Below are 22,181 nucleotides of genomic sequence, written 5' to 3'. Positions count from 1 at the left end.
CCGCGAAGGAAGAACACCATGACTATTAAAGCTATCAACGTGCGTAACCAGTTCAAAGGCACCATCAAGGAAATCGTAGTCGGCGACGTGCTGTCGGAAATCGACGTGCAGACCGCGTCCGGTATCGTCACTTCCGTGATCACTACTCGCTCGGTCAAAGAGCTGGAGCTGGTGATCGGCAGCGAAGTGATTGCCTTCGTGAAGTCGACTGAGGTGTCGATCGCCAAGTTGTGATCACTTGGACCGCTATCGGGAGCAAGCCCCCTCCCACATTTTGAATGTGTTCACAGATCAATATGTGGGAGGGGCGGTGCGACGATTCGACTTGCCCCCGATGAGGCCCGCCCAGCCAACCCAGGGTTCAGCGCTTAGGCAGATACGCCGGTAAATACAGCCCCACATACGCATCAAACACCCGCATCCCTTCCTCGGCCATCCGCGGCGTAATCAGCCCATGCTGATGCACCGAGCGCGCGTAGACGCGATCACTCAGTTCCAACGCCAGCGCAAATACATCCACATCAGTCGGCAAGGTCGGCACTTCGAAGTGACGGCTGAACACCGCCAGCATCAAATCCCCTAATTCCAGATCATGCTGACGATCCGCCTGGGTTACTTCGGTCAGCCCGTGCTGGGCCAGGATCAATTGGCGCGCGGCGGCGTCGTTGCTGTAGATGGTGAGCATGCGCTGCTCGACCACGTAGGACAGGTCCCGCCAGTGCTTGAGTGAGTCATGGTCGATGGGGGCCTGGATGGCCGCGCGGAAGGCTGCGTGGACGTCAGCGGTTAATGCTTCCAGCAACGCGGGCACACTGGCGAAAAAGTGATACACCGACGACGGCGGAATCTGCGCGCGCTCGGCCACGCTGTAGATCGACAGGCCGGCCACGCCTTCGGCGGCCAGCAAGGTGCGGGCGGCGTCGAGAATCGCGTCGATCCGCGCCTGGCTGCGTGCGCGGGGTTTGCGAGGGGCGGCGGGGCGGGTGGTCATGGAAGTCTCCTACAAGGCAGCGGGCATTGTATGAGTAGGAGTCTGTGTTGTCTTCCAGGCCGCCATCGGGAGCAAGCCGCCTCCCACACTTTGATCTGTGAACATTCAAATGTGGGAGGGGGCTTGCCCCCGATGAGGCTGGCTCGGTCTTCTGGAAGAAACCCAAAAAAAACGCCGCAGACCATAAGGTCTGCGGCGCTCTTTTTTCTGCAGCCGTCGTTTAGACGGTATGCAGGTACCAGTTGTACTCAAGGTCGGAGATGGAGTGTTCGAACTCTTCCAGCTCACTTTCCTTACAGGCGACGAAGATATCGATGTATTTAGGATCGATGTACTTGGCCATCACCTCGCTGTCGTCCAACTCGCGCAGGGCATCGCGCAGGTTGTTCGGCAGGCTCTGCTCGTTCTGCTCGTAGCTGTTGCCTTCCACGGGTGCGCCCGGTTCGATCTTGTTGGTCAGACCGTGGTGCACGCCTGCCAGGACCGAAGCCATCAACAGGTAAGGGTTGGCGTCGGCGCCGGCTACACGGTGTTCGATACGTACGGCGTCGGACGAGCCGGTCGGTACGCGAATCGCCACGGTGCGGTTATCCAGTCCCCAGCACGGCGAGTTCGGCACGTAGAACTGTGCGCCGAAACGACGGTAGGAGTTAACGTTAGGGCACAGGAACGCCATTTGGGCGGGTAGGGTCTCCAGCACACCGCCGATCGCGTGACGCAATGCGGCGTTCTGCTCGGGATCCTCGCTGGCAAAGATGTTCTTGCCGTCTTTGTCCAGAATCGAAATGTGTACGTGCAGCCCGTTGCCTGCCTGGCCTGGGTAAGGCTTGGCCATGAAGGTGGTGTCCATCTCATGGTCGTAGGCGATGTTCTTGATCAAACGCTTGAGCAGTACAGCGTAATCGCACGCTTTGATCGGGTCGGCGACGTGGTGCAGGTTCACTTCGAACTGCGCCGGGGCACTTTCCTTGACGATGGCGTCAGCCGGGATACCTTGCTCTTTGGCACCTTCCAGGATGTCCTGGAGGCAGTCGACGTATTCGTCGAGGTCGTCGATTAGGTAGACCTGTGTCGAGTGCGGGCGTTTGCCGGAGATCGGCGAGCGGGGCGGTTGCGGGCGGCCGTTCACGTTCTCCTGGTCGATCAGGTAGAACTCAAGCTCGAAGGCAGCGCAGATGGTCAGACCGAGGTCGTCAAATTTGCTTACAACTTGGCGGAGCACTTCGCGTGGATCGGCGAAGAAAGGTTCACCTTCAAGTTCGTGCATGGTCATCAGCAATTGCGCGGTAGGGCGCTTTTGCCAAGGTTCATTGCACAGGGTGTCGGGGATTGGATAACAGATTCGGTCAGCATCACCGATGTCCAGACCCAGGCCGGTGCTTTCCACCGTCGAGCCGTTGATATCCAGGGCAAATAAAGAGGCAGGCAGGTTAATGCCCTTCTCGTAAACCTTGTGGAGGCTGGTGCGTTCGATGCGCTTACCGCGCACCACACCATTCATATCCGCAATTAGAAGGTCTACGTACAGAACCTCAGGATGATCCTTAAGGAACGCGTTCGCTTCGTTAAGCTGAACGGCACGCGGGGGTACCGACATGATGCAACACCTTTGTTGTTAAAAATATCAATCATTGATCTTTTCTGGTTTCAGTCAACCCGAACGGCATGCCGAAGTCAAGCGAGGCCTTTTTTGCCCTAAAAAAGCGCCGTGAAGGCATTTTTGGGGCTTTTTGGGGCGGTTTTTTGCATTTGATTCGCTTGGGACTCGCAGGCTTGAGCGGGCCGTGTTGTATTTTTTACGGGGGTGTTGTGTAAAAAAATGAACAAGGCTAAGCTCGATTCAAACCCATAACAGCAATAATACCGGGGTGCTTCATGTTTCACCTGCCGCCGCTCGGCGTCTCTGCCTGCTCCAGCCAGGCGTTGTCCGCAGTTCGTTCGCCCCGCGTGAATGTCCCTGCACCGGCCAATATTCTTGACGGCCAGTCCGACCTCTTCTTTGCCACCTCAACTGCCTCTGACCGGCTCCCGTCCACGGAACCGATCATGATTCTGCACGACTTTGGCGTGAGGAATGCAACGCTGCAGCAAATGGCAGGTAAGCTCCTACCCTGAATGAACAAAACGACGCGGATGCTGCGTCAACCAACGCCTGGCCTTTAATGGATGCCAGGAAACCCAGCCCAGAGGCATTTATGAGTAACAACCTCGACCAGCTCACCGATTGGTTGAAAGACCACAAGATCACAGAAGTCGAATGCATGATTGGCGACCTCACCGGCATCACCCGGGGCAAGATCTCGCCGACCAACAAGTTCATCGCCGAAAAAGGCATGCGCCTGCCCGAGAGCGTTCTGCTCCAGACCGTGACCGGCGACTATGTCGAAGACGACATCTATTACGAATTGCTCGACCCGGCCGATATCGACATGATCTGCCGCCCCGACCAGAACGCGGTATTCCTGGTGCCTTGGGCCATCGAGCCCACCGCCCAGGTGATCCACGATACCTACGACAAGCAAGGCAACCCGATCGAGCTGTCGCCGCGCAACGTGCTCAAGAAAGTCCTCAAACTCTACGCCGACAAAGGCTGGCAGCCCATCGTGGCGCCGGAGATGGAGTTCTACCTGACCAAACGCTGCGAAGACCCTGACTTCCCGCTGCAACCGCCGATTGGCCGTTCCGGGCGCCCGGAGACCGGTCGTCAGTCCTTCTCTATAGAAGCCGCCAACGAATTCGACCCGCTGTTCGAAGACGTCTACGACTGGTGCGAACTGCAGGAGCTGGACCTCGACACGCTGATCCACGAAGACGGCACCGCGCAGATGGAAATCAACTTCCGTCACGGCGATGCGCTGTCCCTGGCTGACCAGATCCTGGTGTTCAAACGCACGATGCGTGAAGCAGCGCTCAAGCACAACGTAGCGGCAACCTTTATGGCCAAGCCGATGACCGGCGAGCCCGGCAGCGCGATGCACCTGCACCAGAGCATCATCGACATCGCGACTGGCAAGAACGTCTTCTCCAATGAAGACGGGAGCATGAGCCAGCTGTTCCTCAACCATATTGGTGGCCTGCAGAAATTCATCCCTGAATTGCTGCCGCTGTTTGCTCCCAACGTGAACTCGTTCCGTCGTTTCCTCCCCGACACCTCGGCGCCGGTCAACGTGGAATGGGGCGAAGAAAACCGCACCGTCGGCCTGCGCGTACCGGATGCCGGCCCGCAGAACCGCCGCGTAGAAAACCGCCTGCCGGGGGCCGACGCCAACCCTTACCTGGCGATTGCCGCCAGTTTGCTGTGCGGCTACATCGGTATGGTCGAAGGCCATAACCCGAGCGCACCGGTGGTAGGTCGTGGTTACGAACGACGCAACCTGCGTCTGCCGTTGACCATCGAAGACGCCCTGGAACGCATGGAAAACAGCAAGACCATCGAGAAATACCTGGGTCAGAAATTCATCACAGGCTACGTCGCGGTCAAGCGGGCCGAGCATGAAAACTTCAAGCGCGTGATCAGTTCGTGGGAGCGGGAATTCCTGCTCTTCGCCGTCTGATGCGCCGGGCGCACGGGGTAACCCGCGCGCCCTTAACTGAAAAGTCTAGGAGATTGGTATGTCCAGCAACAACCCGCAAACCCGTGAATGGCAAGCCTTGAGCAACGATCACCACCTGGCGCCGTTCAGCGACTTCAAGCAATTGAAAGAGAAAGGCCCACGGATTATCACCAAAGCCCACGGCGTTTACCTGTGGGACAGCGAAGGCAACAAGATCCTCGACGGCATGGCCGGCCTGTGGTGCGTGGCGATCGGTTATGGTCGCGATGAACTGGCTGACGCCGCCGCCAAGCAAATGAAAGAACTGCCGTACTACAACCTGTTCTTCCAGACCGCTCACCCGCCGGTGCTGGAGCTGGCCAAAGCCATTTCCGACATCGCACCCGCCGGCATGAACCACGTGTTCTTCACCGGTTCCGGCTCCGAAGGCAACGACACCATGTTGCGCATGGTCCGCCACTACTGGGCGATCAAAGGCCAGCCGAACAAGAAAACCATCATCAGCCGCAAGAACGGCTACCACGGCTCCACCGTGGCCGGCGCGAGCCTGGGTGGCATGACTTATATGCACGAACAGGGCGACTTGCCGATCCCGGGCATCACCCACATCGCCCAGCCGTACTGGTTCGGTGAAGGTGGCGACATGAGCCCCGAAGAGTTCGGGATCTGGGCCGCCAACCAGTTGGAAGAGAAGATCCTCGAATTGGGCGTGGACACCGTCGGTGCCTTTATTGCCGAGCCGATCCAGGGTGCCGGTGGCGTGATCGTCCCGCCCGCCACTTACTGGCCGCGCATCAAGGAAATCCTCGCTAAATACGACATCTTGTTTGTGGCCGACGAAGTGATCTGCGGGTTTGGCCGTACCGGTGAGTGGTTCGGTAGCGATTTCTACGACCTCAAGCCAGACATGATGACCATCGCCAAGGGACTGACCTCGGGTTACATCCCTATGGGCGGCCTGATCGTGCGCGACGAAGTGGTCGAGGTGCTGAACGAAGGCGGCGATTTCAACCACGGGTTTACCTACTCCGGTCACCCGGTGGCCGCAGCGGTGGCCCTGGAAAACATCCGCATCATGCGTGATGAAAAAATCATCGAGCAGGTCAACAGCGAAACGGCACCCTATTTGCAGCGTCGTCTGCGCGAGCTCAATGATCACCCGTTGGTGGGCGAAGTTCGCGGAGTGGGTCTGTTGGGCGCCATTGAGCTGGTGCAGGACAAGGCCACGCGCAAGCGTTATGAAGGCAAAGGCGTGGGCATGATTTGCCGCAACTTCTGCTTCAACAATGGCCTGATCATGCGCGCCGTGGGCGACACCATGATCATTTCCCCGCCACTGGTGATCAGCAAGGCTGAGATCGACGAGTTGGTGACCAAGGCGCGCAAGTGCCTGGATCTGACTTTGGCGGCATTGCAGGGCTAAGTGCTAGGCTCAGTGCGCAGAGCACTGGGCAGTTATAAATGTAGGGGCTTTGGTTGAAAGCCGGCCCCTGAACTTGCCAGACTGTCGCCCTGTTTTGTTGCCCTCTGGAAGGGCCGCAGAACATGAAAAAACGTGGCCCAAAAAAGAAAAATTGGAGCATCACCAAATGAAGGCATTAGGTTTGAAGAACGCTGGCAAGACCCTGCTCGCCTTGTCCCTGATGGGCGCAATGGCGGGCGCGGCCCAGGCAGACGATAAGGTGCTGCACGTCTACAACTGGTCCGACTACATTGCACCGGACACCATCGCCAACTTTGAAAAAGAGTCGGGCATTAAAGTGGTGTACGACGTTTTTGACAGCAACGAAACCCTGGAAGCCAAGTTGCTGGCAGGCAAGTCCGGTTACGACATCGTCGTGCCGTCGAACAACTTCCTCGCCAAGCAGATCAAGGCCGGTGTCTACCAGGAGCTGGACACGTCCAAGCTGTCCAACTACAGCAACCTGAACAAGTCCCTGCTTAAAGCCGTGTCGGTCAGCGACCCGGACAACAAGCACGCCTTCCCGTACATGTGGGGTTCGATCGGCATCGGCTACAACCCGGAGAAGGTCAAGGCTGCGCTGGGCGTGGACAAGATCGACTCGTGGGACATCCTGCTCAAGCCTGAGAACATCGCCAAGCTCAAAAGCTGCGGCGTGAGCTTCCTCGATTCGCCGACCGAAATGCTGCCAATCGCGCTGCATTACCTGGGCCTGCCGACCGACAGCCAGAAGAAAGAGGACCTCAAGCAAGCCGAAGCGCTCTTCCTGAAGATCCGTCCTTCGATCGGCTACTTCCACTCCTCCAAGTACATCTCGGACCTGGCCAACGGCAACATCTGCGTGGCCGTGGGTTACTCGGGTGATATCCAGCAGGCTAAATCCCGCGCGGCTGAGGCCGGTGGCAAAGTGAAAGTTGCCTACGACATTCCGAAAGAAGGCGCTGGTAGCTTCTTCGACATGGTCGCCATCCCTAAAGATGCCGAAAACGTCGACGCCGCTTACAAGTTCATGAACTACCTGCTCAAGCCGGAAGTCATGGCGTCGATCACCAACAGCGTGCGTTTCCCGAACGGTAACGAGAAGGCCACCGCACTGGTCGACAAAGACATCACCAGCGATCCGGGCATCTACCCGCCAGCCGATGTGCAAGCCAAGCTCTACGCCATTGCTGACTTGCCAGCCGCAACTCAGCGCGAAATGACGCGCAGCTGGACCAAGATCAAATCGGGCAAGTAAGCCTTAAAACCTGTGGAAGGGGGCTTGCCCCCGATGGCGTTGTATCAGAAACACATGCGCAAGCTGACACACCGCCATCGGGGGTAAACCACCTCCCGCACATTAAATGACAGAAAGTTTTGCCGGATCGGTTTATCGAGGGTAAGTTGCGCGCCGGTTTTGTTGCCGGGCAACAACTTCAGGCCCAACTATTTAAGAGGACCTCCACTTGCCAATTTCTTTATTTCGCAAAGCCATGCTGGTGGGCGCAGGTGTCACGCTGGCTGTCAGCGTGCAGGCCGCATCGACGGTGCATATTTATAACTGGTCGGACTATATCGGTACCGACACCCTGGCCAACTTTGAAAAGGCCACCGGCATCAAGCCCGTGTATGACGTGTTTGATTCCAACGAAACCCTGGAAGGCAAGTTGCTGGCCGGACGTACCGGCTACGACGTAGTCGTGCCGTCCAACCACTTCCTCGGCAAGCAGATCAAGGCCGGGGCGTTTCAGAAACTCGACAAATCGCTGCTGACGAATTACGCAAATCTTGACCCGGCCTTGCTCAAACGCCTGGAAAAGAACGACCCAGGCAACCAGTACGCCGTGCCGTACCTCTGGGGTACCAACGGCATCGGTTACAACGTCGACAAAGTGAAGGAAGTGTTGGGCGTCGACAAGATCGACTCCTGGGCTGTGCTGTTCGAGCCGGAAAACATGAAGAAGCTGGCCACCTGCGGTGTGTCGTTCATGGACTCGGCAGATGAAATGCTGCCGGCGGTGCTCAACTACATGGGCCTGGACCCTAACAGCACCAACCCTGAAGACTACAAAAAGGCCGAAGAAAAGCTGCTTAAAGTACGGCCCTACGTGACCTACTTCCATTCGTCCAAATACATCTCGGACCTGGCCAACGGCAACATCTGTGTGGCGGCCGGTTTCTCTGGCGATGTGTTCCAGGCCAAAGCCCGTGCGGCTGAGGCAGGCAAGGGCGTGAACATCGCCTACGCGATTCCGAAAGAAGGCGGCAACCTGTGGTTTGACGTGCTGGCGATCCCCAAGGACGCCACCAACGTTAAACAGGCCCACGCCTACATCAACTATTTGCTGCAACCTGAGGTAATCGCCCAGGTCAGTGATTACGTCGGTTACGCCAACCCTAACCCAGGGGCGGACAAACTGATGGAGCAATCGATACGCACCGACGAAGCGGTTTACCCACCGCAGGCGGTTCTCGATCGGACATTCGTCAACTTCGAGCTACCCCCGAAAGTGCAACGTTTAATGACCCGTAGCTGGACCAAGGTCAAGACGGGCAAGTAAGGCTCAAATTATCCAAGGGTCGTCCGTATTGGGCGCTCTGCACTCTTTTTTTCTGGGAGTTTCGTAAATGGCAGTTGCCTCCGGCGCCTACAAGAAAGCCCTCGAAGGGGACCAGACACCGAAGAAGGTGTTGGTCAAAATCGACCGGGTCACGAAGAAGTTCGACGAGACGATTGCCGTGGACGATGTGTCCCTGGAAATCAAGAAAGGCGAGATCTTCGCCTTGCTCGGCGGTTCGGGTTCGGGCAAATCCACGCTGCTGCGCATGCTCGCAGGTTTCGAGCGCCCGACCGAGGGTCGCATCTACCTCGACGGTGTGGACATCACCGACATGCCGCCGTACGAGCGGCCGATTAACATGATGTTCCAGTCCTATGCCCTGTTCCCGCACATGACCGTGGCGCAGAACATCGCCTTCGGCCTGCAACAGGACAAGATCCCCAAGGCCGAAGTCGACGCCCGCGTAGCCGAAATGCTCAAGCTGGTGCAGATGAGCCAGTACGCCAAACGTAAGCCGCACCAGTTGTCCGGCGGCCAGCGTCAGCGTGTGGCCCTGGCCCGCTCCCTGGCCAAGCGCCCGAAACTGCTGCTGCTCGATGAGCCCATGGGCGCCCTCGACAAGAAACTGCGTTCGCAGATGCAACTGGAGTTGGTGGAGATCATCGAGCGCGTCGGCGTGACCTGCGTGATGGTGACCCACGACCAGGAAGAGGCCATGACCATGGCCGAGCGCATCGCAATCATGCACTTGGGCTGGATCGCACAGATCGGCAGCCCGATCGATATCTACGAAACCCCTACCAGCCGCCTGGTGTGCGAGTTCATCGGCAACGTCAATATTTTCGACACCCAAGTGGTGGACGACGCCGAAGGCCACGCCGTGCTCAAGTGCCCGGACTTGGACCGCGACATCTACGTGGGCTACGGCATCGCCACCTCGGTGGAAGATAAGTCGGTGACCTACGCCATCCGCCCGGAAAAACTGCTGGTCACCACCGAAATGCCGACCTGCGAGCACAACTGGTCCAGCGGCAAGGTGCACGACATCGCTTACCTGGGCGGTCACTCGGTGTTCTACGTGGAACTGCCGAGCGGCAAGCTGGTGCAGTCCTTCGTCGCCAACGCCGAGCGCCGTGGTCAGCGGCCGACCTGGGGTGATCAGGTTTACGTGTGGTGGGAAGACGACAGCGGCGTGGTACTTCGCTCATGAACACAAAAAAGCTCAAGCGGCGCTTGAACCGCCTCGTCCCGAGCGGCAAGCAGGTGGTCATCGGGATTCCGTTCCTGTGGCTGTTCCTGTTTTTTGCCCTGCCGTTTTTCATCGTCCTGAAAATCAGCTTTGCCGAAGCCGACGTGGCAATCCCGCCGTACACCGAGATCTACACATACGTTGAACAAAAGCTGCAAGTGGTGCTGAACCTGGCCAACTACAGCTTGTTGGCAGGTGATGAGCTGTACATCGCTGCGTACCTGGGCTCGCTGAAGATGGCGTTCTTCAGCACGCTGCTGTGCCTGCTGATCGGCTATCCGATGGCGTATGCCATTGCCACTGCGCGCAAAGAGATGCAGACCGTGCTGGTGCTGCTGATCATGATGCCGACTTGGACCGCGATCCTGATCCGCGTGTATGCGTGGATGGGCATCCTCAGCAATAACGGCTTGCTCAATGGTTTCCTGATGTCCATGGGGCTGATCAATGAACCGCTGCAGATCCTCAACACCAACATCGCGGTGTACATCGGCGTGGTCTATTCGTACCTGCCGTTCATGATCCTGCCGCTGTACGCCAACTTGGTGAAGCACGATCAGAGCCTGCTGGAAGCCGCATCCGACTTGGGTTCGAGCACCTTCAACAGCTTCTGGAAAATCACCGTGCCGCTGTCCAAGAACGGCATCATCGCCGGCTGCATGCTGGTGTTTATCCCGGTGGTGGGCGAGTTCGTGATTCCGGAACTGCTGGGCGGCCCGGAAACCCTGATGATCGGTAAAGTGTTGTGGCAAGAGTTCTTCAACAACCGTGACTGGCCGGTGGCGTCTGCCCTGGCGGTAGTGATGCTGGCGATCCTGATCGTGCCCATCATTCTGTTTAACCGCAGCCAAGCCAAAGAGATGGAGGGCAAGATATGAAGCGCGTCAGTTTCTCAAGCTTCATGCTGGTGGCGGGGTTGTTGTTTATCTACCTGCCGATGTTGATCCTGGTGATCTACTCGTTCAACGAATCCAAGCTGGTAACGGTGTGGGGCGGTTGGTCGATCAAGTGGTACGTGGGCCTGCTGGACAACACCCAGTTGATGGGCTCGGTGGCACGTTCCCTGGAAATCGCCTGCTACACGGCGGTGGCCGCTGTTGCGCTGGGTACGTTGGCGGCGTTTGTGCTGACGCGCATCAGCCAGTTCAAGGGCCGCACGCTGTTCGGCGGCCTGGTGACCGCGCCGTTGGTGATGCCGGAAGTGATCACCGGTCTGTCGCTGTTGCTGCTGTTCGTGGCTATGGCGCAGATGATCGGTTGGCCCCAGGAACGTGGCATCGTCACCATCTGGATCGCCCACACCACGTTCTGTGCGGCGTATGTGGCGGTGGTGGTGTCGGCGCGTTTGCGTGAGCTGGACCTGTCGATTGAAGAGGCGGCCATGGACCTCGGCGCGCGGCCTTGGAAGGTGTTCTTCCTGATCACCATCCCGATGATCGCGCCGTCGTTGGCGGCAGGCGGCATGATGTCGTTTGCGCTGTCCCTGGATGACCTGGTACTTGCCAGCTTCGTCTCGGGCCCGGGTTCGACGACGTTGCCGATGGAGGTGTTCTCGGCGGTGCGCCTTGGGGTTAAACCTGAGATCAACGCCGTCGCCAGCCTGATTCTGTTGGCGGTGTCGTTGGTGACCTTCCTGGTGTGGTTCTTCAGCCGTCGTGCCGAAGAGATGCGTAAGAAGGCCATCCAGCAAGCCATTGAAGAAGCCGCTGCCGATGGTTGGCAGCAGCCGGACAGGCGTCGGGCTCCAGCGCCGGTCTAAAGGCCTGCGCGGTCCAAATGTGGGAGGGGGCTTGCCCCTCTCACATTTGATGCATTTCAGGTCCAAGGCGATTTGCGAATCACCTCGACAAAGTTCATCGGTTTGAACCCCGGCTCCTGATCCGCCAGTACATCCGTCTTCACGTTGCCAAACGTGGTCTGCGGGCGATGGCGCAAGCCGTCGGCGAACGCACAGATGATGCACTCCTTGAACCCTTCACCCCGTGGATGCGCATGCACCACTGCTTCACGCTGCACACTGCTAAACGCGGCGTAGTCCATGCCCAGCACGTCCATCTCCACCCCGGCAGTCACCAGCGCGACGGTGGGGCGCAGATGCTGCGGCACACCTGGCGTAGTGTGCAGGGCGATGGACAGCCACACCTGTTCGATATCGTCATCGCTGAGCCCGTAAGGTTTGAGGAAGGCCGCCGCCGCGTTGGCGCCGTCCACTTCGAAACGCTCGTTATCGCTGCGATACCCTTCCACCAGGCCCAAGTCATGGAACATCGCGCCCACGTAGAGCAACTCCGGGTTATAGGCCAACTGCTTGCGCTCACCGCTCAATGCGCCGAATAGAAATACCCGCCGCGAGTGGTGGTAGAGCAGATCGGATTCGATGTCACGGATGTACTCGGTGGTGGCCTTGGCCAGGGCGCTGTCGGGGATCTTGATACCGGCGATGGTGGTGGTCATGGTTGCTCTCCTCTGGAAAGCAATCAGTTTGGTCGCTCGTCTGTGCAGCGGCCATCGCGGTGAGGGCGCGATCCCGGCCAATGTGCCGACACATCGTGCCAAGCAGAAATCGACTAGGGTGTAGCGGGCGATACCACTCTTGAAGCCTGCGAAAATCCCAATGTGGAAGGGGGCTTGCTCCCGATTGTTGAGTACCAGGCACTGCATCTGCTGGCTGATACAGCGCCATCGGGAGCAAGCCCCCTCCCACAGGGTTTGCATTTTATTCCGCTAGAAAAAGGTGTCTGTGAGCATGCACAAGACCGTCGCCATCCTGATCTTCCCCGGCGTCCAGTCACTGGATGTGACCGGCCCCATGGATGTGTTCTGCGAAGCCAACCGCTTTCTGCCGCCCCAGGATCACTACCAAATAGAGGTCATCGGGCTAGGCCACGGCACCATGGCCGCCTCCAATGGTTTGGCATTGCAGGCCCACCGGCATTACAGCGAAGCCCTGCAGGCCTATGACCTGCTGCTGGTCGCCGGTGGCCCGCAGTTGCCGTTCGAAGATTTCGGCGTGTCGTTCGATGATTGGCTGCGTGGCGCCACCGCTCGGGCGCGACGTTTTGGCTCGATCTGCAACGGCGCCTTCATGCTGGCGCGCGCCGGATTGCTGGATGGAAAAACCGTCACCACCCATTGGAACGACGCCGCTGACCTGGCGCGCCTGTGCCCCTCGGCCCAGGTCGAAGCCGACCGCCTGTACGTCCAGCACGGCAACCTCTACACCTCGGCCGGGGTCACGGCGGGCATCGATTTGTCGTTGTACTTGCTGGCCCAGGACCACGGTCCGGAAGTGGCTTTGAGCGTGGCCAAGCGCCTGGTGGTGTTCACCCAGCGTTCGGGCGGGCAGTCGCAGTTCAGCCCGTTTCTTACACCCCACGCCGAAACCACATCGGCGGTAGCGCTGGTGCAGCTGTATGTATTGGCGAATTTGACCGGGGATCTGACCATCGCCGACCTGGCAAGGGCCGCCAATATGAGCGCGCGCAATTTTTCTCGGGTGTTTGCCCGTGAGGCGCAGGTTACGCCTGCGGAATTTGTTGAGCGGGCCCGGCTGGATGCGGCGCGGGTGATGCTTGAAAGTACTCACGCGCCATTGAAAACCGTGGCGTACCAATGCGGTTTTCGTGATGCCCAGCACATGCGCAGTGTGTTCAATCGCCGCCTGGGGGTGACGCCGCAGCAGTTTCGGCTCAACTTTGCGCCCCCAGCAACGGCGTAGACAAACGGTAGGCGTTGGCTTGCATAGGGCTACCGCGCCGGTAGTAGCTTCAAGGTGCCGCGCGTATTCGCCGTGACTTCCTCATCACTGAAATGCGCTTGCTCGTAACCGCCTTCGATATAGGTCTCTGCCTGGTCGCCATAGTGCTTGTCAAACGGCACACCGCTTTGACCGACTGGGTTGATCGTCAGCGCGTGGGCCACATCGGCGAAGTCGATCAGACGGCGGGTCGAAGGGCCGTAGGTCACCGGCCAGGGCGCCGGGCCGATGGCGGCCGACTGATTGTTCGGCACTTCGTGAGTGCCGGGCGCCGGGAAGGGGCCGACGTTGAGAATCAGGTCCAGCGGCTTTTGCGAACCCAGCGGATGGCCGTGGGTCAGGGTATGGGCCTTGCCCCACTGCCACTGGGTCGGGTCATCGCCGAAGGTGGCTTTCAGGTGCGTGAGGCTGTTGTCCCAGGCGAGTTTGACGGTGTCGGCGCGCTTGCCGTCCCACCAGGGTGAGTCCGGGTCGGCAGCCAGGCGGGGCAGGGCGGCGTCGATTACGCGGGTGGTGAGCAGGGTCTTGAACATGGCGTCACCCAGTTTCGGGTGGAAGGCTGCATCGGCGAGGTTGAACAGGAACTGGTTGAACAGCGTGGCACTGATGGAATCGAGTGGGTAGTCACCCTTCCAGCTTGCAAGCTGTTCCACCTGTTTCAACTGTGCCGGGTCTTTGACCACCTCACGCAGCACCGGCAACAACGGCGCCAACAGGCGCGGGCCGAAGGCGGTAGTGGTACCCAGTTGCAGGGCCTGGCTGTTGTTCACATCCCACTTCACGCTTTTGTCGCTTAACTGCGCGTTCAACTGCTGGCCACGGTCGGCCAGATTGTAATAGCCGGGGATTTCCATGCCGGTGGGTGATGCCGGTTGGGCATTGGCCGACACTACATAGCCACGCGCGGGGTTTTCTTCCTGGGGGTTGGCGCTGAACGGGTAGAAGCCCAACTTGTCGGCCTGGGCGGTGCTGCCGTCGAGGATAAACCCAGGGTTGACGCCGGCCGGACGAATCGGCAACTGCGCCGCCGCCCACCAGCCGATATCGCCCTTGGCGTTGGCCCACACGATATTCAGCCCCGGCGCCGACACTTTGGCCGCCGCCGCACGGGCCTTGGTCAGGGTGTCGGCGCGGTTGAGTTGGTAAAAGCCGTCGAGAATCGGGTTCTGGGTGTCGAGGAAGGCCCACCACATGGCGATGGGCGTCTTGCCGGCGCTCTCGCCGAGTACGTCATTGATAATCGGCCCGTGGGGCGACTGGCGCAGGGTGAAGGTGACTGGCGCCTGGCCCTTCACCGCGATCTGTTGTTCGCTGCTGGTCATGTCGACCCATTGGCCCTGGTACCAGACCTGGTTGGGGTTGTCCGGGTTGAGCTTCTCGGCGATCAGGTCGACGTCGTCGTTCTGGAACATCGTCAGGCTCCAGCCGAAATCCAGGTTGTGCCCCAGGAATGCCACTGGCACCAGCGCGTTGTGATAGCCATACAGCTCAAAGCCCGGCGCCGACAGGTGCGCCTCGTACCACACCGACGGCACCGAGAAACGGATATGCGGGTCACCCGCCAGTAGCGGCTTGCCGCTCTTGGTGCGACTGCCGCTGATGGCCCAAGCGTTGCTGCCTTCGAACTGCGGCAAGCCGTTGTCGGCCAGGGCCTGTTCGCTCAGGGACGCGATGGCACCGAGGGTTTGCCAATCGCCGGCAGCCAGGTTGAGTGCGCCTTTGGGTTGCCAGTCGAGGTCGAACACTTTCAGGTAGTCACCGCCCAATTGGTCGCGAACGTAGGTCAACAAGGGCTCGGTGCGAAACGCGGCGGCAAAGCTGTAGGCCATGTATCCGGCGACGCTGATGGTGTCTTCGGCGGTGAACCGGCGCTTGGGGATGCCCAGCACGTCAAACTCCATGGGGCTGGCGTGGGTGTCCTGATACTGATTGATTCCATCCAGATAGGCTTGCAGGGCCTTCCAGGACGCAGACTCGTGATCCATCTGCTCCACATAGCTCAAGGCCCGCTCACGGATGCGCAGGCTACGAAACAGTTTGTCGGTCTCCAGCAGCTTGGGGCCGAGTACTTCGGCCAACTCTCCACGGGACAGGCGCCGCATGATCTCCATCTGGAACAACCGGTCCTGGGCGTGCACATAGCCCAGGGCGCGATACAGGTCTGTCTCGTTGTCGGCGCGAATATGCGGCACGCCACGGTCGTCGTAGCGCACCGTGACCGAGCCTTGCAGGTTGGCCAGCGTGACCGAGCCCTGGCGAGTGGGCTGCTTGCTGTACACGTACCAGCCGCCGCCGAGGGCGATCAGCACCAGCAGAACCGCGAGAACCCGCAAGACGCGCTTCATGAACTTTCCTTACCGGGAGTGGAGTGACTAACGATCTTCAGGCCACGAACAATAGCAGCCCACTGCCAAGGTGTGAGTGGCATTCACTTCGCGCCCCGCTTGGAGTGCCTTCAGGATCGGCTCGATAAAACTGTTGCTGGCGTTGCACGTCAGGCCTTCGCTGTACGGCCCGAAATACGCGAGCTTGCCCGTGCGATCCCAGATGCCCACGGCCGGGCTGGCCGGTACTTGGTCGGCGCCGGGCAGGGCGGTGAGGATCTTCATGCTGCGCAGGTTGTCTGGCAAACGGCCGTGGCTGTCAGGTTTTTGCAGGGCGTAGAACTCGACGCCTTGTGGCGCGTATTGCTCGATCAACTCGCCCAAGTGTTGCTGGTTACCGACGTTGCACGGGCAGGCTGGGTCCCAGAAGTGCACCAGGCGGATCGGGCCAGGCCCGCTCAGCTCGGCGGGCAGGCGCAGTGCATCGCCGGAAAACACCGCTGTGTGTTCGCTGAAGGCGCGCAGGTAGCGGCCCTGGAACCAGTCATACGCGGCCCACAGCGCGACAGCGCAGATGATCAGGATCAGGCTGGCGAACAGGGTGGTACGGTAGGGTTGTCGCATCCGGATCTATCCTCGAAGGTCGCGTAGCTTGCCATGCTTGTCCTGACAGATGAATATCGCAGCTCGATATTCATCTGCCCTGTGCGTTAAGTCTGGAACCCCTTATGCCCGTTACCTTTGACCCCGATCATCTGCGCGACAGCTTGCGACCCCTGGTGGATGCGCAACCGCTCAGCGCCGAAGCGCGGGTGTACCAGCGCTTTTATGGATTGGACCTGGCCGCGCGCAAAGTGCCGGCTGTGAGCCGCCTGGGGCGCTTTGAGGTGCGCGGGTTCGAGGTGGTGGGGCAGGTGTGGTCGCCCCCACAACCGGTGGCGACGATGTTTATGTTTCACGGCTTCTACGACCACATGGGCCTGTACCGCCACGTGGTGGACTGGGCGCTGGACCAGGGTTTTGTGGTGATCGCCTGCGACCTGCCGGGCCACGGCCTGTCCAGCGGCGCGCGGGCCAGCATCGATGATTTTGCGGTGTACCAGGAGGTGGTGCAGGCGCTGTTCGCCCAAGCCCAGGCGCTGAAATTGCCGCAGCCCTGGCATCTGTTTGGGCAGAGCACGGGCGGCGCGGTGGTGGTGGACCATTTGCTCAACCAGGGGGCCGACAGCCCGGCCCAAGGCAAGACCTTCCTGCTGTCACCGTTAGTGCGGCCGCGTGCGTGGGGGTGGTCGCAGGTCAGTTATTACCTGCTGCGTCCGTTCGTCAAAGGCATCGCCCGGCGTTTCAGCGAGAACACTAACGACCCCGCCTTCAAGCCGTTCCTGGAGGCCGATCCGCTTCAGCCGCGCCAACTGCCCACCGCCTGGGTGGGGGCGTTGGCGCGCTGGATCAAGCGCATCGAAGCCGCACCGCGCAGCCCCCGGAGGCCGGTGATTGTGCAGGGTGAGGAAGACATGACGGTGGACTGGCAGCACAACTTGCAGGTGCTTCGGGGTAAGTTCGACCAGCCTGAGGTGCTGATGCTGAAGCGGGGAAGGCATCACCTGGCGAATGAGATTCCCGAGATTCGTGAAGAGTACTTCCGGTATTTGACAGACCATTTGAAATAACACAATCCAAATGTGGGAGGGGGCTTGCTCCCGATAGCGGTGCATCAGTCAGCTTATCTGTAGCTGACCCACTGCCATCGGGGGGCAAGCCCCCTCCCACATTTTCTACTGCGTCAGGCTTGAAGTGCTTTGGCCGACCGCCAGCCCCGCGCGAATCGCTGCCAGCGCCGCCTGGTAATACGCCTTACCTTCCGGCGACTCTGCAAACGTGGCGAACTCTTCCAGCTCCGGGTCGGACAAATCCCGATAGACGTACAGCAGGGTGTTGTTCAGATCCTTATCGATCTGCTGCATCAGCCGTTCACGTTGACCATTCAACATGCCCTGCGCCTGACCACCGCCCAGCAAACCGGGAATCATTTGGCTCAAACTGTCGGCCGCCACGCCGGCAATCGCCAGGCTGACTTCCGCACCGGCCTCGCGGGCGGGCAGGGCCTGGGCCAGGTGGCCGATGATCAGGCTGCGGGTGGCGTCGGCTTCGATTTTCGGCAGGCCTTGGGCGTTTTTGGCCAGCTGGTCGCGGCGGGTGGCCAGCAGCTCTGCGGCGACAATCTTGCGGCCCAGCGGTGATTGGAAGAACGCCAGGGCAGGCTTCGGATCCGCCAGGTTCTTGCGCATTTGCGCTTCGGCGCGCTGGTCCATGGCCTGGGCGGCAAAGCGCTTATTGCTGTTGTCCACCAGCGCCTGGTACACCGCCGGTGGCAGGCTATTGCGATAGCGCTGCTGGGCGGCACTGAGGGCGTCATTGAAATGCGCACGTTGTTCGGCCCAGCCGGCGACCTTGTACAACTGGTCATGGCCGTCTGCCCAAGCGGGCAAAACGCAGAACATCAGCAAGGAAAAAAACAAACGACGCATATGGACTCCTGTCAGTCGGCCACTATTGTCCGTGTCGGGCGTAGGATTTGTCGAGAAGTCCTATCAGTCACCTGACTAAAGTGTATTGAGACGCTCGACGGCGCTGTCGGATTTGAAGGCGTATGGATACTATGCGCGCCATGCAAATACCCCTTGATCACCCCCTGCTGCAACGCATTGTCGACGACCTGGCCGAGAAAGGTTGGTCGCAGCAGAACGGCTTCCTGCCCCAGGCTCTGACCCTGGAACTGGCGGCTGAGTGCCGTAAACGTGCGGCCGAGGGTGAATTGGCACCGGCGGCGGTGGGGCGCGGACCATCCCAGGAGATCCGCGAGGGCATTCGCGGCGACCATATCCAGTGGCTGGAGGAGGGCGACGCCGCCGTCTGCGACAGCTACATGGCGTTGATGGACAGCCTGCGCCTGGCGATGAATCGAGGGCTGTTCCTCGGTCTGGAAGACTTCGAAAGCCACTTCGCGATGTACCCACCAGGGGCGTTTTACCTCAAGCACCTGGACCGTTTCCGCGACGATGACCGGCGCATGGTTTCGGCGGTGATCTACCTGAATGACGGCTGGCTGCCCGAGCATGGTGGCCAGTTGCGCATGTACCTCAAGGACGGTGTTGAATACGATGTGGTGCCTACCGGCGGTTGCCTGGTGGGGTTCCTGTCGGGCGAAGTGCCCCACGAAGTTATGCCCGCCACGCGCGAACGCCTGTCCCTGACCGGCTGGTTTCGGCGGCGGGGCAACGAGCCGTTTTAATCATGCAAAAGATACTGATCAGCCGCTGCCTGCTCGGGCACAAGGTGCGTTATGACGGCGGAGCCAGCGGGCCGTTCGATCAACTGGCTGCGTGGCAGGCCGAAGGCCGTGTGGTTGCGATCTGCCCGGAAGTGTCGGGCGGTTTGCCGACGCCCAGGCCCTCTGCCGAAATTCCCGGCGGGCAAGGCATCGATGTCTGGGAAGGTCGCGCCAAAGTACTGACTGCCGAGGGCGAAGACTTCAGCGCCGCCTTCCTAGACGGCGCCCGCCAAGCGTTGGCGCTGGTGCAGCGCCACAACATCCGCGTCGCCATCTTAAAGGCCAATAGCCCATCCTGCGGCAATCTGCTGACCTATGACGGCACCTTCACTGGCGTAAAGGTGAGCGGCGAGGGCGTCACGGCGGCGCTGCTCAAACGCCATGGTGTGCAGGTGTTCAGTGAGCTGGAGTTGCCGGAGGCGGCACAGGCGTTGGCGCTTCTGTAGAGGCATCCCCCTCTAACCACTTCTGCGACAGCGCTTTCAACCGGCCATCTTCCTTCACCCGCTTCAACGCCCCGTCCAGGCTGGTCTTGAACGCCGGGTTGCCTTTCTGGAACGGGATTGCCAGTTCGGGCTTCTCGCTATAAGCCTCGCTGAAATCGAACTGATCCTTAAGCTCGGCAGTCAGAGCGATATGGTTGATGGCCACGTCGTATTTGCCGGTGGCAACCCCTGGCAGCAGGTCGGCGCCATCAGTGGTGATAAACGAGGGGCGCACGTCCATTTCTTTAGCCAGCAGTTCTCCCAGCTCGACTTCAAAACCGGTGAGTTTTTCGCCTTCCTTGAAGTTATAGGGCGGGGTGTTGGCTTCAAGGGCGATGCGCAGTTCACCGCGATCATTGACGTCGTCGATCAGTTCGGCATGAGCCAAGGGGCTCAGAAGGGGAAGCAAAAGTAACAGGCCAGGCGAAAAGCGCATGGTCACTCCTAAAGAATTCGAATGTGCGAGACGCCGTTCAGCATCGCTTTGCTATGGTGGTGAGTGACTTGGACAGCAATTTATCGCGAAGTTGTCATAACCCTACAGATTTCACAGAAAAACTGGAGAAGCGAATGAAAGCCCTTTTGTCCCGTGCAACGATTGCCAGCCTGTTGCTGGGTGCCTCGGTGTTGGCAAATGCCGCTGATGTGCCTCGTACCCCAGCACCCAAGGGCGCGGAGGTGTTTATCGTCTCGCCCAAAGATGGCGCCACCGTCGACAAAACCTTCACTGTCAAATTCGGCGTCAAGGGCCTGGACCTGGAGCCGATCGACAAGCAAGTGCCTAACGCCGGTCACCACCACTTGCTGGTAGACCAGGACGTGCAGTCGCTTAAAGCCGACGAAGCCATCCCGGCCACTGCAACTTCGATTCACTTCGGCAAGGCGCAAACCGAAACCGAACTGACCCTGACTCCAGGCAAGCACACCCTGCAGCTGGTAGCTGGCGACAACGTGCATCGCCAGTTCGAACCCACTGTAGCGTCGAAAGTGATCACGGTTAACGTCAAGTAAGATTTGTTCAGACAAAAAAATGGGAGGCCCCTGCGGGTCTCCCATTTTTTTGTGCAGCGTTTAAAGCGTTAGAACAACACGCGGCTACGGATAGTGCCGTTGATGTGCTGCAGCTTCTCTTGCGCCAGGTCCGAGTACTCGGCGTCGACGTCGATCACCACGTAGCCAACCTTCTCGTTGGTCTGCAGGAACTGACCGGAGATGTTGATGCCGTTTTCCGCGAAGACCTTGTTGATCTCCATCATCACGCCAGGGATGTTCTGGTGGATGTGCAGCAGACGGTGCTTGCCAGGGTGAGCCGGCAGGGCCACTTCCGGGAAGTTCACAGACGATACCGACGTACCGTTGTCGCTGTACTTGACCAGCTTTTCCGAGACTTCCAGGCCGATGTTGGCCTGCGCTTCAGCGGTGGAGCCGCCGATGTGCGGAGTCAGGATCACGTTGTCCAGGCCACGCAGTGGGCTTTCGAAGATATCGTCGTTGGAGCGAGGCTCCACCGGGAACACGTCGATGGCGGCGCCGATCAGGTGCTTGTCCTTGATCGCGTCGGCCAGGGCGTCCAGCTCGACCACAGTGCCGCGCGCGGCGTTGATCAGGATGCCGCCTTTCTTGATGGCGCGGATTTCCTTCTCGCCGATCATCCACTGGGTCTCAGCGGTTTCCGGAACGTGCAGGGTCACGATATCGGACATGCCCAGCAGCTCGGTCAGGCTCGACACCTGGGTAGCGTTGCCCAATGGCAGCTTGGTCAGGGTGTCGTAGAAGAACACCTGCATGCCCAGGCCTTCAGCCAGTACCGACAGCTGAGTGCCGATCGAGCCATAACCGACGATGCCCAGCTTCTTGCCGCGGATTTCGAAGGAGTTGGCCGCGCTTTTGATCCAGCCGCCACGGTGGCAGGAAGCGTTCTTCTCCGGGATGCCGCGCAGCAGCAGGATGGCCTCGGCCAGCACCAGCTCCGCAACGGAACGGGTGTTGGAGTACGGTGCGTTGAACACCGCGATGCCGCGTTCGCGCGCAGCGTTGAGGTCGACCTGGTTGGTGCCGATGCAGAAACAGCCGACAGCCACGAGTTTCTTGGCGTGATCGAAGATTTCTTCGGTCAGCTGAGTGCGGGAGCGAATGCCGATGAAGTGCGCGTCGGCGATCTTTTCCTTGAGCTGGGCTTCCGGCAGAGAACTGGTGATGTACTCAATGCTGGTGTACCCGGCGGCTTTCAGAACGTCGACAGCCGATGGGTGGACGCCTTCCAGAAGAAGGAACTTGATCTTGCTCTTATCGAGAGAAGTCTTGCTCATCTGCGTAAACCTGTATCCCGGAGAAAAATGGCAGGGAATCGAGCAGCGCAAGCTGACCCGGACGGCAGGAAAGCCGTCACCGCAGAAACGCCCTTGGGCTCTGTCCTGCGGGGGCGGTATGCTAGCATACGCGCCCCGCTAAACACCTATTCCTGCGACGTGAAGCGTTCTCAGGATGA

The 22,181-nt window shown here is 59.6% G+C and carries 22 protein-coding genes; 14 read left to right on the top strand and 8 right to left on the bottom strand.

The window, feature by feature from the left end:
* Nucleotides 1-18 precede the first annotated feature (18 nt).
* Nucleotides 19-234 (top strand): molybdopterin-binding protein, encoded by a 216-nt coding sequence (locus tag BW43_RS25555; protein WP_003176783.1) that lies wholly within the window; start codon nt 19-21, stop codon nt 232-234.
* A 127-nt stretch (nt 235-361) separates the two neighbouring features.
* Here the strand turns inward: BW43_RS25555 and BW43_RS25560 are convergent, their stop codons facing one another.
* The gene (locus tag BW43_RS25560) at nt 362-991 is read right to left on the bottom strand and encodes a TetR/AcrR family transcriptional regulator (protein ID WP_032884245.1); all 630 of its coding nucleotides are present in this window, start codon (nt 989-991) and stop codon (nt 362-364) included.
* A 220-nt stretch (nt 992-1,211) separates the two neighbouring features.
* Nucleotides 1,212-2,588 (bottom strand): glutamine synthetase family protein, encoded by a 1,377-nt coding sequence (locus tag BW43_RS25565; protein WP_003213894.1) that lies wholly within the window; start codon nt 2,586-2,588, stop codon nt 1,212-1,214.
* A 278-nt stretch (nt 2,589-2,866) separates the two neighbouring features.
* Here BW43_RS25565 and BW43_RS25570 point away from each other — a divergent pair, with 278 nt between their 5' ends.
* The 8 genes from BW43_RS25570 to BW43_RS25605 all read left to right on the top strand — a co-directional run bounded on the left by BW43_RS25570 (nt 2,867) and on the right by BW43_RS25605 (nt 11,555).
* The gene (locus tag BW43_RS25570; RefSeq protein WP_032884242.1) at nt 2,867-3,106 is read left to right on the top strand and encodes a hypothetical protein; all 240 of its coding nucleotides are present in this window, start codon (nt 2,867-2,869) and stop codon (nt 3,104-3,106) included.
* Nucleotides 3,107-3,186: 80 nt separating this feature from the next.
* Nucleotides 3,187-4,545 (top strand): glutamine synthetase family protein, encoded by a 1,359-nt coding sequence (locus tag BW43_RS25575; RefSeq protein ID WP_032884240.1) that lies wholly within the window; start codon nt 3,187-3,189, stop codon nt 4,543-4,545.
* Nucleotides 4,546-4,603: 58 nt separating this feature from the next.
* A complete protein-coding gene (locus tag BW43_RS25580; RefSeq protein ID WP_032884238.1) occupies nt 4,604-5,968 on the top strand; it encodes an aspartate aminotransferase family protein in 1,365 nt (454 codons plus the stop codon).
* Between the two features lie 181 nt (nt 5,969-6,149).
* Nucleotides 6,150-7,244, top strand: a complete 1,095-nt coding sequence (locus BW43_RS25585; protein ID WP_032884518.1) for a polyamine ABC transporter substrate-binding protein — start codon at nt 6,150-6,152, stop codon at nt 7,242-7,244.
* A gap of 208 nt (nt 7,245-7,452) precedes the next feature.
* Complete coding sequence (locus BW43_RS25590) at nt 7,453-8,547, top strand: polyamine ABC transporter substrate-binding protein (protein WP_032884236.1); 1,095 nt, start codon at nt 7,453-7,455, stop codon at nt 8,545-8,547.
* A gap of 67 nt (nt 8,548-8,614) precedes the next feature.
* Entirely contained in the window at nt 8,615-9,757 is a 1,143-nt protein-coding gene (locus tag BW43_RS25595) for an ABC transporter ATP-binding protein (RefSeq protein ID WP_003195240.1), read from the top strand.
* Nucleotides 9,754-10,674, top strand: coding sequence for an ABC transporter permease subunit (locus tag BW43_RS25600; RefSeq protein WP_032884234.1), 921 nt, complete (start codon nt 9,754-9,756; stop codon nt 10,672-10,674). The genes BW43_RS25595 and BW43_RS25600 overlap by 4 nt, the downstream gene beginning before the upstream one ends.
* A complete protein-coding gene (locus tag BW43_RS25605; RefSeq protein ID WP_032884233.1) occupies nt 10,671-11,555 on the top strand; it encodes an ABC transporter permease subunit in 885 nt (294 codons plus the stop codon). The genes BW43_RS25600 and BW43_RS25605 overlap by 4 nt, the downstream gene beginning before the upstream one ends.
* Before the next feature lie 56 nt (nt 11,556-11,611).
* On the opposite strand, the gene BW43_RS25610 is transcribed toward BW43_RS25605, so the two are convergent.
* Complete coding sequence (locus BW43_RS25610) at nt 11,612-12,250, bottom strand: HD domain-containing protein (RefSeq protein WP_032884229.1); 639 nt, start codon at nt 12,248-12,250, stop codon at nt 11,612-11,614.
* A 292-nt stretch (nt 12,251-12,542) separates the two neighbouring features.
* Between BW43_RS25610 and BW43_RS25615 the strand changes: the two genes are divergently transcribed.
* The gene (locus tag BW43_RS25615; protein WP_032884226.1) at nt 12,543-13,514 is read left to right on the top strand and encodes a GlxA family transcriptional regulator; all 972 of its coding nucleotides are present in this window, start codon (nt 12,543-12,545) and stop codon (nt 13,512-13,514) included.
* 29 nt (nt 13,515-13,543) lie between these two features.
* On the opposite strand, the gene BW43_RS25620 is transcribed toward BW43_RS25615, so the two are convergent.
* Nucleotides 13,544-15,898: a penicillin acylase family protein gene (locus BW43_RS25620; RefSeq protein ID WP_032884224.1), complete on the bottom strand. Its 2,355-nt coding sequence runs from the start codon at nt 15,896-15,898 to the stop codon at nt 13,544-13,546.
* A 27-nt stretch (nt 15,899-15,925) separates the two neighbouring features.
* The gene (locus tag BW43_RS25625; RefSeq protein ID WP_032884222.1) at nt 15,926-16,501 is read right to left on the bottom strand and encodes a DUF6436 domain-containing protein; all 576 of its coding nucleotides are present in this window, start codon (nt 16,499-16,501) and stop codon (nt 15,926-15,928) included.
* 104 nt (nt 16,502-16,605) lie between these two features.
* Here BW43_RS25625 and BW43_RS25630 point away from each other — a divergent pair, with 104 nt between their 5' ends.
* Entirely contained in the window at nt 16,606-17,547 is a 942-nt protein-coding gene (locus BW43_RS25630) for an alpha/beta hydrolase (RefSeq protein WP_032884220.1), read from the top strand.
* 105 nt (nt 17,548-17,652) lie between these two features.
* Here the strand turns inward: BW43_RS25630 and BW43_RS25635 are convergent, their stop codons facing one another.
* Nucleotides 17,653-18,405 (bottom strand): DUF2059 domain-containing protein, encoded by a 753-nt coding sequence (locus BW43_RS25635; protein ID WP_032884219.1) that lies wholly within the window; start codon nt 18,403-18,405, stop codon nt 17,653-17,655.
* A gap of 131 nt (nt 18,406-18,536) precedes the next feature.
* Here BW43_RS25635 and BW43_RS25640 point away from each other — a divergent pair, with 131 nt between their 5' ends.
* Together BW43_RS25640 and BW43_RS25645 are read left to right on the top strand one after the other, a co-directional pair.
* Nucleotides 18,537-19,169, top strand: a complete 633-nt coding sequence (locus tag BW43_RS25640; protein WP_032884218.1) for a 2OG-Fe(II) oxygenase — start codon at nt 18,537-18,539, stop codon at nt 19,167-19,169.
* Nucleotides 19,170-19,171: 2 nt separating this feature from the next.
* A complete protein-coding gene (locus BW43_RS25645) occupies nt 19,172-19,654 on the top strand; it encodes a DUF523 domain-containing protein (RefSeq protein WP_032884217.1) in 483 nt (160 codons plus the stop codon).
* Here BW43_RS25645 and BW43_RS25650 read toward each other — a convergent pair.
* On the bottom strand, nt 19,605-20,129 hold the full coding sequence (locus tag BW43_RS25650) for a transporter substrate-binding domain-containing protein (protein ID WP_050442789.1): 525 nt from the start codon (nt 20,127-20,129) through the stop codon (nt 19,605-19,607). The two genes, BW43_RS25645 and BW43_RS25650, sit on opposite strands and share 50 nt — an antisense overlap.
* A gap of 134 nt (nt 20,130-20,263) precedes the next feature.
* Between BW43_RS25650 and BW43_RS25655 the strand changes: the two genes are divergently transcribed.
* On the top strand, nt 20,264-20,704 hold the full coding sequence (locus tag BW43_RS25655) for a DUF4399 domain-containing protein (RefSeq protein ID WP_032884216.1): 441 nt from the start codon (nt 20,264-20,266) through the stop codon (nt 20,702-20,704).
* A gap of 68 nt (nt 20,705-20,772) precedes the next feature.
* Here BW43_RS25655 and serA read toward each other — a convergent pair whose 3' ends face one another.
* Nucleotides 20,773-22,002 carry a phosphoglycerate dehydrogenase gene (gene serA / locus BW43_RS25660; RefSeq protein ID WP_003176761.1) on the bottom strand — a complete coding sequence of 410 codons (1,230 nt, stop codon included), beginning with the start codon at nt 22,000-22,002 and terminating at the stop codon, nt 20,773-20,775.
* Nucleotides 22,003-22,181: the final 179 nt, after the last annotated feature.

It is taken from the genome of Pseudomonas sp. RIT357 (assembly GCF_000632245.1).
Taxonomy (GTDB): domain Bacteria; phylum Pseudomonadota; class Gammaproteobacteria; order Pseudomonadales; family Pseudomonadaceae; genus Aquipseudomonas; species Aquipseudomonas sivasensis.
Note: the sequence above shows the minus strand (reverse complement) of the source record. Positions and strands in the feature narration are given on the sequence as shown.